The 13982-nt window shown below is 70.9% G+C and carries 14 protein-coding genes and 1 pseudogene; 11 read left to right on the forward strand and 4 right to left on the reverse strand.

The genetic code is table 11. From position 1 onward, the window contains the following. Positions 1 to 379: 379 nt before the first annotated feature. From ACZ56U_RS17500 to ACZ56U_RS17515, 4 genes are all read left to right on the forward strand, one after another. Positions 380 to 1057 carry a glycoside hydrolase family 11 protein gene (locus tag ACZ56U_RS17500; protein WP_469084868.1) on the forward strand — a complete coding sequence of 226 codons (678 nt, stop codon included), beginning with the start codon at positions 380 to 382 and terminating at the stop codon, positions 1055 to 1057. Between the two features lie 20 nt (positions 1058 to 1077). Continuing rightward, on the forward strand, positions 1078 to 1806 hold the full coding sequence (locus ACZ56U_RS17505) for a polysaccharide deacetylase family protein (RefSeq protein ID WP_469085060.1): 729 nt from the start codon (positions 1078 to 1080) through the stop codon (positions 1804 to 1806). Positions 1807 to 1912: 106 nt separating this feature from the next. After that, positions 1913 to 2677 (forward strand): hypothetical protein, encoded by a 765-nt coding sequence (locus tag ACZ56U_RS17510; protein WP_469084869.1) that lies wholly within the window; start codon positions 1913 to 1915, stop codon positions 2675 to 2677. After that, on the forward strand, positions 2677 to 2931 hold the full coding sequence (locus ACZ56U_RS17515) for a S1 domain-containing protein (RefSeq protein ID WP_469084870.1): 255 nt from the start codon (positions 2677 to 2679) through the stop codon (positions 2929 to 2931). Before ACZ56U_RS17510 ends, ACZ56U_RS17515 begins: the two co-directional genes overlap by 1 nt. A gap of 7 nt (positions 2932 to 2938) precedes the next feature. Here the strand turns inward: ACZ56U_RS17515 and ACZ56U_RS17520 are convergent, their stop codons facing one another. After that, positions 2939 to 4177, reverse strand: coding sequence for a DegT/DnrJ/EryC1/StrS family aminotransferase (locus tag ACZ56U_RS17520; protein WP_469084871.1), 1239 nt, complete (start codon positions 4175 to 4177; stop codon positions 2939 to 2941). 110 nt (positions 4178 to 4287) lie between these two features. Then, on the reverse strand, positions 4288 to 5397 hold the full coding sequence (locus ACZ56U_RS17525) for a GNAT family N-acetyltransferase (protein ID WP_469084872.1): 1110 nt from the start codon (positions 5395 to 5397) through the stop codon (positions 4288 to 4290). A 185-nt stretch (positions 5398 to 5582) separates the two neighbouring features. Here ACZ56U_RS17525 and ACZ56U_RS17530 point away from each other — a divergent pair, with 185 nt between their 5' ends. From ACZ56U_RS17530 to ACZ56U_RS17545, 4 genes and pseudogenes are all read left to right on the forward strand, one after another. Further along, positions 5583 to 6875 carry a toll/interleukin-1 receptor domain-containing protein gene (locus ACZ56U_RS17530; RefSeq protein ID WP_469084873.1) on the forward strand — a complete coding sequence of 431 codons (1293 nt, stop codon included), beginning with the start codon at positions 5583 to 5585 and terminating at the stop codon, positions 6873 to 6875. Then, complete coding sequence (locus ACZ56U_RS17535) at positions 6872 to 7102, forward strand: tetratricopeptide repeat protein (RefSeq protein WP_469084874.1); 231 nt, start codon at positions 6872 to 6874, stop codon at positions 7100 to 7102. The genes ACZ56U_RS17530 and ACZ56U_RS17535 overlap by 4 nt, the downstream gene beginning before the upstream one ends. A 68-nt stretch (positions 7103 to 7170) precedes the next feature. Further along, positions 7171 to 8004, forward strand: coding sequence for a helix-turn-helix domain-containing protein (locus tag ACZ56U_RS17540; RefSeq protein ID WP_469084875.1), 834 nt, complete (start codon positions 7171 to 7173; stop codon positions 8002 to 8004). After that, positions 8001 to 8105: pseudogene (locus ACZ56U_RS17545) on the forward strand (DUF397 domain-containing protein); the annotation flags it as partial. The gene ACZ56U_RS17540 and the pseudogene ACZ56U_RS17545, both read left to right, overlap by 4 nt. On the opposite strand, the gene ACZ56U_RS17550 reads toward ACZ56U_RS17545, so the two are convergent. Next, positions 8076 to 9314, reverse strand: a complete 1239-nt coding sequence (locus ACZ56U_RS17550) for an MFS transporter (protein WP_469084876.1) — start codon at positions 9312 to 9314, stop codon at positions 8076 to 8078. The pseudogene ACZ56U_RS17545 and the gene ACZ56U_RS17550 sit on opposite strands and share 30 nt — an antisense overlap. Positions 9315 to 9418: 104 nt before the next feature. On the opposite strand from ACZ56U_RS17550, the gene ACZ56U_RS17555 reads away from it, so the two are divergent. From ACZ56U_RS17555 to ACZ56U_RS17565, 3 genes are all read left to right on the forward strand, one after another. Beyond that, on the forward strand, positions 9419 to 10444 hold the full coding sequence (locus ACZ56U_RS17555; protein WP_469084877.1) for an ArsR/SmtB family transcription factor: 1026 nt from the start codon (positions 9419 to 9421) through the stop codon (positions 10442 to 10444). Positions 10445 to 10491: 47 nt separating this feature from the next. Further along, on the forward strand, positions 10492 to 10998 hold the full coding sequence (locus ACZ56U_RS17560; protein ID WP_469084878.1) for a glutathione peroxidase: 507 nt from the start codon (positions 10492 to 10494) through the stop codon (positions 10996 to 10998). A gap of 73 nt (positions 10999 to 11071) precedes the next feature. Further along, entirely contained in the window at positions 11072 to 11920 is an 849-nt protein-coding gene (locus ACZ56U_RS17565) for a MerR family transcriptional regulator (RefSeq protein WP_469084879.1), read from the forward strand. On the opposite strand, the gene ACZ56U_RS17570 is transcribed toward ACZ56U_RS17565, so the two are convergent. Beyond that, entirely contained in the window at positions 11921 to 13780 is a 1860-nt protein-coding gene (locus ACZ56U_RS17570; protein ID WP_469084880.1) for an MFS transporter, read from the reverse strand. Positions 13781 to 13982 lie beyond the last annotated feature (202 nt).

Consider the following 13982-nt stretch of genomic DNA (forward strand, 5'->3'; position numbering starts at 1 on the left):
CCAGGCAGAGCCGTGCACACAGGGTTCAACGGCGAACGTTCGAAATACCGTCACACGTTCGCAAGATTGGCGTGACAGTAGGGGTAGGTGTGCAAGGTGTCAACGGTCCGAACAGGATCGGTTACAGAAACAGCATCATCGGAAGCGCTTCGAAACATTCGTAAAGATTCGATCCATCAGATGATCTTGCGTACGGACACCCGTCCAACTTGGCTACGAGGCACGCCCGCAAAGTGCCCTGCGAGCTGGGAGGTTGAGCCCCACCTCACCCCCACCCGCATCCGAATGTTTCGAAACAATTGCCGAAACCGTTGACAGCTGACAGGGACACTCCAAAACTGCCGATGACCGCGCTACTCGACCACGAGGAGGCAGGCACATGAACGACATGAACCGCATCAGTCGCAGGACGTTCGTCAGCGGTGTCGGGACCACGGCGCTGGCCGTCGCGACCGGGGTGGCCTTGCCGGGTACCGCGCACGCGGACACCGTCGTCACCACGAACCAGACCGGCACGAACAACGGGTACTACTACTCGTTCTGGACCGACGCCCCGGGCACCGTCTCCATGACGCTCGCCTCCGGTGGCTCCTACCGCACCTCGTGGCGCAACACCGGCAACTTCGTCGCCGGCAAGGGGTGGGCCAACGGCAGCCGCAGGACCGTGAGTTACTCCGGGTCCTTCAGCCCGTCCGGGAACGCCTACCTGTGTCTGTACGGCTGGACCTCGGGCCCGCTGGTCGAGTACTACATCGTCGACAACTGGGGGACCTACCGGCCGACGGGGACGTACAAGGGCAGCGTCACCAGCGACGGCGGCACGTACGACATCTACCAGACCACCCGCTACAACGCCCCGTCCGTGGAGGGCACCCGCACCTTCAACCAGTACTGGAGCGTCCGGCAGTCCCGGCGGACCGGCGGGTCCATCACCACCGGCAACCACTTCGACGCCTGGGCGCGGGCCGGGATGACGCTCGGCAGCTTCCGCTACTACATGATCATGGCGACGGAGGGCTACCAGAGCAGCGGCAGCTCCAGCATCACGGTGGCCTGAGCATGAGCCGCATGAGCCGCATGAGCCGGCCGACCCGCACCCGGCTCTCCTCCCGCTCTCTCGCCGCCCGGCTCGCGGTCCTCGCGACCGTCGCCGCCGGCACCCTCACCGTCCACGCCGAAGCCGTCCACGCCGAACCCGCCCATGCAGCCGGACCCGCGCGGGCCGCCGCCTGCACCGGCTACGTCGGTCTCACGTACGACGACGGCCCGTCCGGCAACACCCCGGCCCTGCTGAACGCGCTGCGGCAGAACGGGCTGCGGGCCACCATGTTCAACGAGGGCCAGTACGCCGCCGCCAACCCGGCCCAGGTACGCGCCCAGGTCAGCGCCGGGATGTGGGTCGGCAACCACAGCTACACCCACCCGCACCTCACCCAGCAGAGCCAGGCGACGATCGACTCCGAGATCTCCCGCACCCAGCAGGCGATCGCGAACGCGGGCGGCGGCACACCCCGGCTGTTCCGGCCACCGTACGGCGAGACCAACGCCACCGTCCGGGCGGTGGAGGCCAGGTACGGGCTGACCGAGGTCCTGTGGCAGGTCGACTCGCAGGACTGGAACGGGGCCAGTACGGACGCCATCGTGGCGGCGGCCGGACGGCTGACCAACGGGCAGGTCATCCTCATGCACGACTGGTCCGCCAACTCCCTCGCCGCGGTCCCCCGGATCGCCCGCGGACTGGCCGCCCGCGGTCTGTGCGCCGGGATGATCTCCCCGCAGACCGGCCGCGCCGTGGCCCCCGGCTGACGGACGACCGCGGTACGCGCGGATGCCGTATCCTCGCCGCACCCGCCGTGCCCGTGACCTGGGGGGTTCCAGGGTCCGCGGCCGGCACGAGGCAAGATGGGGATCCATGCGTACAGCAGTCCTGGGCGCCGCTCTCGGCGGCGCCCTCCTCCTTTCCGGCACCGCCCTCACCGCGCCTGCGGCGTACGCGGCGGAGACGGGGGTGGTGATCGAGAAGGTGTCTGTCAACGGTGGCAGGTCCATCGTGTTCGGTACCTCCCGCACGGAGTCGTTCACGATCGCGGTGACCGTCTCGGACGACTCCGGCATCAGCAAGGACCTCGCGTTCCTGGCGATCGAGCGCGAGAAGGGCGACGACTACTGGTCCTTCCACGGCGTGCCCACGTGCACCGCCACCAGCTCGACCACGTCCAGCTGCAAGCTCACCGTGCGGCTGGAGAAGGACATCGACCTGCCCCGCAACACCCTCGCGGGCCCCTGGGACGTGTACGTCCAGTTCCAGGCCAAGGACGGCGACTACTACGGCGGCGAGCGGGGCACCCACCCCGTCAAGCGCCGCGCCACCCTCGGTGTCGACGCCTCGCCCGAGCCCGTCACCAAGGGCAGGAGCATCGCCGTCACCGGCAAGCTGGCCCGCGCCGACTGGGACCGGTACGTCTACGCCGGCTACACCTCGCAGCCGGTCAAGCTCCAGTTCCGCCCGAAGAACAGCAGCACGTACACCACGGTCAAGACAGTCACGACGGACGGCACCGGCAAGCTGCGCGCGACCGTCACGGCCTCCCAGGACGGCTACTGGCGCTGGAACTTCGGCGGTACGACCACCACCGCCGCGGTCAAGGCCACCGGCGACTACGTCGACGTACGCTGATGGGAACCAGGTCGCGGAGGGTTCCCCGCAGGGTGATCGCGACGGTCCGTGAGTGGCGGGACGAGGAGGGCTGGGGCGTGCTCGACAGCCCCGAGACCCCGGGCGGCTGCTCCGGGCACTACGCCGACATCCAGAGCCCCGGCTTTCGCACCCTCTCCCCCGGCCAGCAGGTCGAGTTGGAGTGGGAGGCCCCCGGCTTCCAGCAGGACGGGTACGACTACCGCGCGGTGAGCATCGTGCCCCGTCCTGCCTGAGACCCGCTCACTGGCCGAGGGGCGCCGGCGGGGTCGTGTCCGGGACGGCCTTCGGGGGCGCCGGGGCCGGCGGGCGGGCGGTGGCCACCCGCTCCTTCGTCAGGGCCTTGGTGACCATGCGGGCCAGCAGCGGGTCCGCCGGCAGGACATGGGAGGCGAACCAGCGGGCGGGCCCCGGATCCGGGGAGGGTTCCACGAACTCCGCGCCCGCGTAGTCGTCCAGAGGCGGGTCGTAGATGTACCCGGTGACGATCCCGTGGCCCACCAGGCGTTCCACCAGCTCGTCGCGGCCCTCCACCAGGAGCGGTACCCGGAAGAGCGGGAGGGGGCCGTGGTGGGCCGCCCGGTCCCGGAGCGCCGGGGACGCCCAGGGGGTGCCGGACAGCAGGGTCACCCCCTGGCGGCGGTGGGAGAGGTTGTCGTCCAGCAGGTTCAGGCGCAGGTTCAGGCCCGCCCGGAGCAGGCGTCCGTGGCGGGCGCGGTAGTCGTGCAGGTCCACGCGGATCCAGGGGTCGTACGGCAGGAGGCTCGGGGCCTCGTGCGCGCTGAGGGACAGCCGCGGGGCGTGCAGGGCCATCCGGAAGTCGTCGCGTTCCATCAGGCCCAGGCGTTGCATGGTGCGCCAGGTGGGGCGCACGAGGTGCAGGGCGCGGACCGTGGAGCGGGCCAGGGGGCGCAGGCCGGCGGCCAGGTCCGCCGTGAGCCGCGCGGGGGTGAGCAGGTCGTCCCGCAGGAGCTCCAACTCCCGTCTCGTGCGGGCGTCCTCGACCGCGAGGAAGCCGCCCGCCATCGCCGCCACGTGCTTGGACAGGCTGAAGGCCGCGGCCGTGCCGAAGGTGCCGATCGGCTGTCCGTCCACGTGCGTGCCGATCGCGTGCGCCGCGTCCTCGATGAGCGGGATGCCCAACTGTGCGCACCGGTCCCGGAGTTGGATGATACGGTCCGGCATCCCGTACAGGCTCGTGGTCAGGACGGCGTCCACCTCGCGCCAGGTGGACTCGGGGACGGCCGCCGGGTCGATGTTGCCGTCCCAGGGGGACACCGGGGCCTGGACCGGGCGCAGGCCGGCCGCCAGGACGACGAAGAGGATCACGTCGTCGTTCACCGGGGACATCAGGACCCTGGCGCCGGGGCGGCACCAGCGCCGCAGGGCCAGATAGAGGGCCAGTCGCGCCGAGGGCGTGTAGACGCATTCCCGTCCGAGCCGCCGCGTCATCGTCGCGGCGAGCCGCGATCCGTACGGCATCGTCACCTCTTCCCGCAAGGAGTGATGGAGGGGCGGAGTCCCGTGGAAGGGATCTCCGAAGAGGCACCCGGCAGCTGTCTCGCGCTCTCAGATGCCGTACGAGGCGACGCTCAGGGCGTCTTCGCGCGCAGCGCGCCGACCGTCTTCAGCAGGCGGTCGGCCGGTTCCCGCAGCCGCGGGTGCGCCAGCACCGTGTTCCTGAGGCCCCGGACCGGTCTGCGCCACAGCCGGTGGGCCGCCGCGACCGGGTGGGGCCGGTAGGCGAAGCCCTCGCCGACGCGCAGTTCCCGCGTCTTGAGCCAGTCCTTGTACTCCTTGTCGCCGCGCCCCAGGTCCATCACGCGCACGCCCCGCCGTCCCGCCGCCTCCGCCATCCGCAGGTGCATGAGCAACCCCGGTGAGTAGTAGCGCAGTTCGGGGTCGTACGCCGTGAACCAGGCGGCGAACACGGTTCGCGAGGTGGGGCCGAAGTGGGCGGCGACCGGCCGGTCACCGGCGTAGACGACCGACAGGACGCCGGTGAGGTGCTCCTCGCGCATCTGGAAGAGGTGGTCGGTGAGGGCGACGATCCAGGGCCGTGCGAAGCGGTCCATGCGGCCGGTGCGGCGGTACTGGGCCGACTTCCACCGCATCAGCTGCCGCAGCGCCCGCGGGTCCCGCTCGTCGAACACGAACCGCAACTGCCCATGATCGCGGGCCAGTCGGCGTTCCTTCTTCAGGACCGTCTTGGCCAGTCCCGGGTAGGTGCCGCGCAGCCACTGCGGATAGTCGCCGTCGGCGGCCTTGAGGTCGACGACCGGGGAGGCGAAGGACCCGGTGACATACCGGCCCAGCGGCTTCTGCTCGTCGACCAGGTGGTCGAACTCGAAGACCGACAGCCCGCAGGCCCGCAGCAACTCCCCCATGTCCCAGGTGACTCCGGGCCGGTGGACGAGCGCCTGGCAGTCGGAGAGGCCGAGACCGATGGCCCGGCCGACGCCGAGGGCGTTGCGTTCGTACGGGAAGAAGCCGACGGGCTCCCCGTGCTCGTGCAGCACCGCCACCCGCGCCCCGCCGCGGTACTTTCCGACCCCGGCCGCGAACTCCGGTGCCAGGAACGGGTTTCCGAAGTCGGGCGACTCGTCCGCCACCCGGTGCCAGGCCGCACGGAGCTCTCCGCCCAGCTCCTCGGGTCTGTGGATCGTGATCCGGTTTCTCATGGAGTTGCTCGTGGATCGCATGGGCGACCGCTCCCCCCAGTTCCCCCCACGACGCGTCTACCGCGTCCTGCCACGCGCACAGAGTGCGGTGAGGCTCAAACGTCGCGAAACAGTACGCAGCCTGTCAAGAGTGCCTGTCGCAACGGAACCGCACGGAGTGGGAGATTCCGTTCCCTCCGCGTTTGCGCGACCCCTACATTGACCTCATGGCCGTGCCCGTTCCCGAAGTCCGTGTGCTCATCTCGTACTCGCACGACAGTGAGGGACACCAGAAAGCGGTGCTGGCCCTCACCAACCGGCTGCGCGAGGCCGGTGTCGACGCCTGGATCGACCAGTTCGAGGAGCACCGGCCGCCCGGCTCATGGCCGACCTGGATGCGGCGGGAGCTGGACAAGGCCGACTTCGTGCTGGTCGTGGTGACGGCGAACTACCGGGAGCGGTTCAACGGAGAGTCTCCGCTGGGGGTCGGGTCCGGCGTCCGGTGGGAGGGGACATGGATCACGGCGGACCTGTATCACGGGCGGCAGGACAAGGCGAAGTTCCTGCCCGTGGTCCTCCGGCGGGAGGACCAGTGGCTGATCCCGACACCGCTGAATCTGACCACCTCGTACGTGATCGGCGAGGGCGAGGACGCCGACTTCTGGAAGCTCGTAAGAGTCCTGCACGCCAGCCCCGCCGCCGTTCCCGCCGCCCTCGGTTCCCTCTCCTCCGCAGCCGACTCCCCCGGCCAGTTCAAGGATGTCACCTCACCCCCGGAGATCGCGGCGGCACTCGCCAAGGCGCGGGAGGGAAACGTGGAGGACGCCCTGCGCCAGCTCCGGCACGCCTGCGCCCGGCTGCGCGGGGAACAACAGGCCCAGGCTGTGTACCTTCTCGGGGTTCTCAGTCACCGACTCGGCGACCTGGGCCAGGCGTTGGGGTCTTTCCAGTGGGTGCTCGACAACACGCACCACACCGATCTGCGCGCGTGCTCCTTGGGTTTGAAGGACATCGTGTCCGCGGAATGGAACACGCACTACGGCGAGCACGGACCCGTGGCCGCCGCTCAGAGCTGGCTGAACCTCCTGCGCCGGAAATGGAAGGCGGCCGAGGTCTGGAAGAGACTCGACGACAACCTCAGGCTGGCGCTCGCCCAGGACTGGATCATCGCCAACGCGGAACACCCCGTGGTCCAGGGAGAGGACCGGGACCTGCTGGCGAGGGCCCTGGCCCAGCCGAAGCCGAGTCGTGAGCTCGCCAAGCCGATGCTGGACGGCAGGATCGAGGCGCTGCGCGCTCACTACGCCGGGTGGGATCCGGACACCTGGGCCGTCCCCGGGCCGCCTCGGCGCGTCGGCCTCGACTACGAGATCGTGGTGTTGGCTCCGGCCGACGAGTCCACGCAGGGTTTCCCGTTGCTGATGAGGAGGGTGGGCCGTGACTGGCTGGTGGCCAACTTCCAGTCGGCTTACGTGATTCCGGGCTGGCCGCCCCGGCAGGAAGAGATACCGGGACCGTGAAACAGAACGCCGGGGGACATGAGATGGCGGACGCCGAGTTCGTGCACATCCCGACCGCCCGCCACGAGCTCGCCCGCGCATATACCAACGCCGGAGACCTGGAACGAGGCATCTCCCTCCTGGAAACCGTCCTCGCCCAGGCCGAGCACGTCCTCGGCGACGCCCACCCCAACACCCAGGTCGCCCGCCGCAATCTGGCCCACGCCCGGGCCCTTCGCCCCCGTTGAGCCCGTACAAAATTCTTGTACGGGTGACAACCGGTGAACGTACGTCCTCTGATGGGCAGTTCCTCCGCATGAGCAACAAGAGCCGCAGCTCGCGGATGAGGAAGAACGCGTCCGCCGTGAAGATGGTCGGGAGTCTCGTCGGTACGTTCCGGCGGGCGGCCGGACTGACGCAGGTGGCGCTCGCCGAGCGGGTGGGTGTGGACGAGGAGACCATCGCGTCGATCGAGCAGGGCAGACGGACGCTGAAGGAGGACCTGGCGGCGCTGCTGGACGGATTCCTGGACACCAAGGGCGCGTTGGGCGTGGCGCTGGCGAACATGCCCGAGGTCGACCTGTTCCCGCGGTGGGCGGAGCAGTACATCGACCTGGAGCGGGAGGCGTTGGCGCTGTCGTCGTTCGAGAACCAGGCCGTGCCGGGCCTCCTGCAGACCCCGGCGTACGCCCGTGCGGTCTTCCTGAACGAGGTGCCCGCCTTGACCGAGGGCGAGATCGAGCAGCGTGTCACGGCGCGCATCGAGCGTCAGGAGGTCCTGACCCGAAAGGTCCCACCGACCGCGACCTTCATCCTCTCCGAGATGACTCTCATGGATCGGCTGGGTGGGGACGAGGTGCGCCGCGGACAGCTGCGGCGCCTGCGTGAGTGGGCCGTCCTGCCAGGGATCACGATCCAGGTCATGCCAGTGGGCCGGGACTTCCACGCCGGACTCTCCGGCCCCTTCGTTCTCATCGAGACTCTCGACCACCAGCACCTCGCCTACGTCGAGGGCCAGCGCAAAGGCTGGATGATCGCCGACCCCGACGAGGTGTCCGTCCTGGAACTCAAATATGCGATGCTGCGGTCACAGGCTCTCAACCCCCAGGAGTCCAGAGACCTGTTGGATCGTCTGCTAGGAGAGCGATGAGCACCGCACTTGAGTGGTTCAAGTCCAGCTACAGCACCGAGCAGGGCGGTAACTGCCTCGAAGTCGCCACCTCACCCCACACCATCCACATCCGCGACTCCAAGCACACCGACGGCCCCGCCCTCACCGTCACGCCCGACACCTGGACGTCGTTCCTCACGCTTGCCGGCCGCCGCTAGGGCCAGCGTCACCGCGATCGACCCCGTCGCCATCACCGTCATCCCCGTTGCCGGGGACGTCAGTTGGGCCACCGTGCCCGCCAGCGCCGCGGCCACGCCCTGCATGGTGAGCATCCCGGCGGACCGCAACCCGAGCGCGTGGCCCGCCATGTCGTCCGGGGTGAGGGACATCAGGCGTTCCTGCTGGACCAGGCTCGCGGCGAAGCCGATGTTGGAGAGGCATACCGCCAGGGCCGCGACAGCGACCGGTGGGTGGAACGCGAAGAGCAGGTAGGGCGTCGCCAGCAGCAGGAGCAGTGGGGTGGCCAGCCGGGGGCGCAGCGCGGGGCGTACGAAGCGGCCCACCCACACGTCACCGGCGAACATGCCCAGCGCCCCGCTCGCGAACAGCACGCCGGCGGCGTCGGGAGCGTAGGAGACGTAGAGGGCGTCGCAGCCGACGACCAGGCCGTTGGGGATCCACAGGCCGAGATAGGTGAGCCGGCGCGGGCGCGAGGACCACAGGAAGGCGTTGCTGCGCCAGGTCGCCCGTACCGAGAGGCGGCCCTTGGCGCGGGCCGGGCGGTCGGTCAGGCCCAGGCGGTAGCCCAGCGCCTCGGCGGCGTACAGGGCCGCCGCGAGCAGCAGGCAGGTGCGCGGGGACAGCAGTGCCAGGAGCGCGCCGCCCATCGCGAAACCCAGCACCTGCATCAGGCCCGAGGCCATGTTGAACATCGAACGCCCCAGCACGAAGCCGGACTTGGGGAGGATCTCGTTCAGCAGTCCGCCGGTCACTCCCCCGCCCAGTGACGCGATCAGGCCCTGTACCAAGACCACCGCGAAGACCGCCCAGACCGGCAGCCCGGGCAGCGCCAGCACCGCCGTGAGGGCCGCGAAGGCGAGTCCCGTGCCGGCCAGGGTCGCCCGGGGCCGCAACCGGTCGGCGCCGGAGAGCAGGAAGGTCGCGCCCAGCACCTGCGCCAGTTGGGGTCCGAACATGCTCAGCGCCGTCAGCAGCGGCGACCCGGTGGCCCGGTGGACCAGCGTGGCGAGCGACAGCCCGCCGATCGTCAGGGCCGCGTTGAAGGCGGCGTAGGAGAGGAAGAAGGGGGTGAACTCCGGGGTGCGGAACAGGTCGCGGTAGCTGCGCATGGACGGGAGTCTCGGAGCGATCACCGGCCGGTCGTTAGTCTTTCGCCGACACGCGAAAGGTCGTACGGCCTCATCGGGGGCGCGCCGGAAGGGACTTGGGACGCATGGGCCAGTGGCTGATCGGCGCCGACACCCTCGCCCGCAGCCGCTTCCTGGTCTCGCCGTTCGCCGAGACCTTCGCGAACCTGTGGCTGCTGCACCGGGCGACCGGTACCCACCCGGGCGAGGAGACCTGGCTGCGCGCGCACCTGCCCGGCTACCGCGCGCTCCTCGCCGCCGACCCGGTGACCGGGCCGCTCGTCGACGCCGCGCTGCGGTCCTGGATCGCCGACTTCGTCTGCCCCACCCCGCGCGCCGGGGAGCCCTTCGAGGAGACGGTGGCCCGGGTCCGCGCCACCGCCCCCGACGCGGCCCGCGCCCACCTGCGCGTCTCCCTGGCCGGGCCGCTCCCCGCCGTCCTGGAGCGGGACGACCTGCCCGAGCGGGCGACCGCGCTGCTCACCTACGTCTGGGAGGAGACCGTACGGCCGTACTGGGACCGTCGGCGCCGGGTCCTGGAGGCCGACGTGATGGCCCGGACCGCGCGGGTGAGCCAGGGCGGTTGGGTCGCCGTACTGGACTCGCTGCGGCCCTGGACCCGCTGGCTCGGGGAGAGCCGCTTCCAGGTCAACCTGCACGCGTACCCGCCCCGCGAGATCGCCCCCGGCGCCGAGCTGGCCTTCGTCCCGGTGACGACGGGACGCGGCTGGGTGTCGTGGGAGGGGCGGGAGCGATACGCCGTGGTCTACCCGTGCTCCGGGGTGCTCGCCGAGGACCACGACCGGCGGCCGGTCCCGGCGGGGCTCGGCGCGCTGGTCGGGCCCGCGCGGGCGACGGTGCTCACGCTGCTCGGCTCCCCCATGAGCACCACCCAGCTCGTCGCCGTCACCGGCCAGTCACTCGGCTCGGTCGGCCGCCATCTGCGGGTGCTGCTGGACGCGGGGCTGGTGGAGCGGCGGCGGGCCGGTCGGTCAGTGCTGTACGAGCGGACCGCGGCGGGAGACGTGCTGGTCGAGGCGCCGGGTGCCAGCCCGCGCCCCAAAGGGGCGCGGGGAACGGCGCGACCAGCCACGGACGGCCCGCAGCCGTAATGCGACCTTCGTTCGGCTGCGCCCAGCGGAGCGCCTAGCATCCGCTTATGACGCTTTCTGACAGCAGCTCCCCCCTCTCCGTCGAGATCAACACCCTCCAGGGCGGCGCCGCCGACCTCTCCCAGTACGCCGGCCAGGCCGTCCTCGTCGTGAACGTGGCCTCCAAGTGCGGGCTCACCCCGCAGTACACGGGCCTGGAGAAGCTCCAGAAGGAGTACGCCGAGAAGGGCTTCACCGTCCTCGGGGTGCCCTGCAACCAGTTCCTCGGGCAGGAGCCCGGCAGCGCCGAGGAGATCGCGGAGTTCTGCTCGGCGACGTACGGCGTGAGCTTCCCGATGACCGAGAAGGTCGACGTGAACGGGGACGACCGGCACCCGCTCTACGAGCGACTGGTCGGCTTCGCTGACGCCGAGGGGCACAGCGGCGACATCCGCTGGAACTTCGAGAAGTTCCTCATCGGCCGCGACGGCACGGTCGTGGCCCGCTTCTCGCCGCAGACCGAGCCGGAGGCCGCCGAGCTGGTCGCCGCCGTCGAGGCGCAGCTCGCCGCTTGACCTTGCCCCTGGGGCAGAGCCGAACCTCCCGTCACCGGGCGGACATCGCCGTCCGGTGACGGAGGATGAACCGGTGACCGACGACCTGCTCACCATCGGCGCGTTCGCCGCCCGCTCCCGCCTGTCGGCCAAGGCCCTGCGGCTGTACGACCGGCTCGGCCTGCTGTCCCCGGCCCACGTGGACGAGGTCAGCGGCTACCGCTACTACCGCGCCGAGCAGGCCGAGCGCGCCCGGCTCGTGGCGCTGCTCCGGCAGCTGGACATGCCGTTGGCCCGGATCGCCGAGGTGGTCGAGGCGGGGGGCGTCGAGGGCGCCGAGCGGCTCGCCACGTACTGGGCGGACGTCGAGGCGCGGGTGGCGGGACAGCGGACGCTCGCCGAGTACCTCCGTGGACGACTGTCGGGGAGGAGCTCCGAGATGTACGGGAAGTTCGTGGTGGAGACGGTGGAACTGCCGGAGCGGGTGGTGATCACCGAGAAGCGGCACATCCTGGCGGACGAGCTGCCGACGTGGATCGGCGCGGCCCTGGATCGCCTGGTGGCGGCCTCGCGGGAGTGCGGGGGCGTGAGCGCGCCGCCGTTCGTCGTCTACCGCGCCGAGGTGTCCATGGAGAGCGACGGCCCCGTCGAGGCCTGCGTACCGGTCGCCGACGAGAGCGCGGCACGGGCCTGGGCGGACGGGCCGGGGCGGACCCGGGGGACCGCGCTGCGGGTCGACCCGGCCCAGCGGTTCGCGTACACCCGCATCACCAAGGCCCAGGTCGCCCACCCGCAGATCCTGGCCGCGTTCGAGGCGGTCGAGCAGTGGATCGCCGGGCAGGGCCTCGAACAGGCGGGGCCCTGCCGGGAGATCTACTTCGCCGACTGGGACGCGGCGGGACCGGACGACGCGGTGTGCGACGTGGCGTTCCCGGTCAGGTAGCTACTTCAGCTCGTCCGGGCAGGGCGTGCCCCGCGGCAGCTGGTACGGCGCCGCCAGCCGGTACGTGCCCGCCTTCGGGGCCAGCAGCTCGGTCCACCGGTCGCCGTGGACGTCCTCCTCGGTCTCCGTCAGGCAGCCGTTGACGTTGTCGTACGTCTTCGGCTCGCCGTCGGCCCGGTCCCTGGACGCCTCCGTCTCCTGGGGGCCCTCCAGGCTCTTGCCGTCGGCGTCGACGATGCTCAGCCACGGCGAGTAGGGGATCCGGATGAGGATCCGGCCCGGCTCCCTGACCTGGAGGGTCATCTCACCCTGCGCGGCCCGGTCGACGACCGCGTTGGGCTCGGCGAGGGGCGTCGGGTCGGTCACCTGGAACAGCTGCCAGTTGGCGTCCCCCCAGATCTGCTTCAGATACGGCATCCCGCGCTGCACCAGCGCCCGCTCGCGCTCCCCGCCGTCGTCGGGCTCGTCCTTCGGCAGGACCACGAAGTGCACGGCCCAGCGCTTGAGCCACTCGTGGTAGTTCGCCGAGTTCAGCGTGTCGTCGTAGAAGAGCGGGTTGCGCTTGATGTCGGCCTGGCGGTTCCAGCCGCGGGCGAGGTTGACGTAGGGGGCGAGGGCGGAGGCCTCGCGGTGGGAGGCGGCCGGGACGACCTCGACGCGGCCCTTCTCGGCGCCGACCTCCTGGAGCTCGTTGACGAGCGGGGCCAGTTCGCGGGCCCAGGAGGCGGCCGGGGTGGTGTGGACGACGTCATCGACCGACTTGAAGCCGATCCAGCCGGTGAACACGGCGATGGACAGGGCGATCGCGTACCACTTGCGGCTGCGCGGGACGGCGTAGGGCAGCGCCGCCACCAGCGTGACCCCGGCGAACAGCATGGGCAGCCGGGAGATGTTGGTGCCGATCTGGGAGCTGATCAGCCAGACGAGCAGGACCCCGAGCGCGTAGACCCCGGCCGTCAGCCGGACCGTCTTCCACCCCTTGGGGACGAGCACGCAGACCAGCACGCCGTACAGGAACGGCAGGATCACCGAGCCGATCTTCATGGGCTGGGTGCCCGAGAACGGGAACAGCCACGCCGAGACCGCCACCACGGCACTCGGCGCGAGTCCCAGCGCCCAGGCGCCCGGGCGCCGCTTCTGGAGGAACAGCGCCGCGGCCACCAGCCCGACGAAGAGTCCCGCCACTGGCGAGGCCATCGTGGCGAGCGCGGCCAGCGGCGCCGCGCACAGCGCCTTCGCCCACCGCTTGTAGCGCCAGCGGTGCGGCCAGCAGAACACGACGGCGACCGCGCCGAGCGCGAACACCGTGCCCAGACCGAAGGTCACCCGCCCGGAGGCGGCGTTGCACAGGAACGCGAAGACCCCGGCGAGCGCCGCCCACAACGGGTTCTTCACCGACCTGCTGCGGATGAGGACCATCGTGAGCAGCCCGGCGGAGATCGTCCCCGCGATCATCATCGTCGTACGGACCCCGAGGACCGACATCAGATACGGCGACACCACGCTGTACGACACCGGGTGCATCCCGCCGTACCAGGCCAGGTTGTACGCCGAGTCCGGGTGCCGGCCGACGAACTCGGCCCAGGCGTCCTGGGCGGCGAGGTCGCCGCCGCTGTTGGCGAAGGTGAAGAACCAGACGATGTGCAGGACACCGGAGAGCGCGGTGATCGACAGGACGGGGTGTCTCAGCAGCCGCTCACGCAGAGCGAGGAAGGCGGTGTACGCCGCCGACTGCTGTCGCTGCTGGGCGGGAGCGCTCTCGCGCTCCGCGCCGTCACGCGGCGCGGGCACCCGTATTCGCGGGCCCGCTCCCGGGTCCGGATCGGCGTCGTCGGCGCGTGTCGGCTCGGCTGTGGCCACCTTCAGGCACTCCCCGTGTCCCGTCTTCTTTTCTCGGCCCCGTCCCGTTCCGGCCAGGTTCACGGCCGCGTCACCGGGACCGGCGACCTGCCCCGATTCGTGACGCTAGCACGCTCCCCCGCTCTCGGCCTCGCCCGAGCGTCAGGGCCCCCGTCACCGACGGGCGCCCTGACGGGTACCCGGGTGACGAGGTGCCCACGAC

This window comes from Streptomyces sp. NPDC034103 (assembly GCF_055575395.1).

Coding starts and splice junctions, on each gene's coding strand:
- ACZ56U_RS17555 (WP_469084877.1), top strand. CDS start 9,419: ATGGGCCAGTGGCTGATCGGCGCCGACACCCTCGCCCGCAGCCGCTTC.
- ACZ56U_RS17500 (WP_469084868.1), top strand. CDS start 380: ATGAACGACATGAACCGCATCAGTCGCAGGACGTTCGTCAGCGGTGTC.
- ACZ56U_RS17530 (WP_469084873.1), top strand. CDS start 5,583: ATGGCCGTGCCCGTTCCCGAAGTCCGTGTGCTCATCTCGTACTCGCAC.
- ACZ56U_RS17560 (WP_469084878.1), top strand. CDS start 10,492: ATGACGCTTTCTGACAGCAGCTCCCCCCTCTCCGTCGAGATCAACACC.
- ACZ56U_RS17520 (WP_469084871.1), bottom strand. CDS start 4,177: ATGCCGTACGGATCGCGGCTCGCCGCGACGATGACGCGGCGGCTCGGA.
- ACZ56U_RS17540 (WP_469084875.1), top strand. CDS start 7,171: ATGAGCAACAAGAGCCGCAGCTCGCGGATGAGGAAGAACGCGTCCGCC.
- ACZ56U_RS17525 (WP_469084872.1), bottom strand. CDS start 5,397: ATGCGATCCACGAGCAACTCCATGAGAAACCGGATCACGATCCACAGA.
- ACZ56U_RS17505 (WP_469085060.1), top strand. CDS start 1,078: ATGAGCCGGCCGACCCGCACCCGGCTCTCCTCCCGCTCTCTCGCCGCC.
- ACZ56U_RS17550 (WP_469084876.1), bottom strand. CDS start 9,314: ATGCGCAGCTACCGCGACCTGTTCCGCACCCCGGAGTTCACCCCCTTC.
- ACZ56U_RS17515 (WP_469084870.1), top strand. CDS start 2,677: ATGGGAACCAGGTCGCGGAGGGTTCCCCGCAGGGTGATCGCGACGGTC.
- ACZ56U_RS17510 (WP_469084869.1), top strand. CDS start 1,913: ATGCGTACAGCAGTCCTGGGCGCCGCTCTCGGCGGCGCCCTCCTCCTT.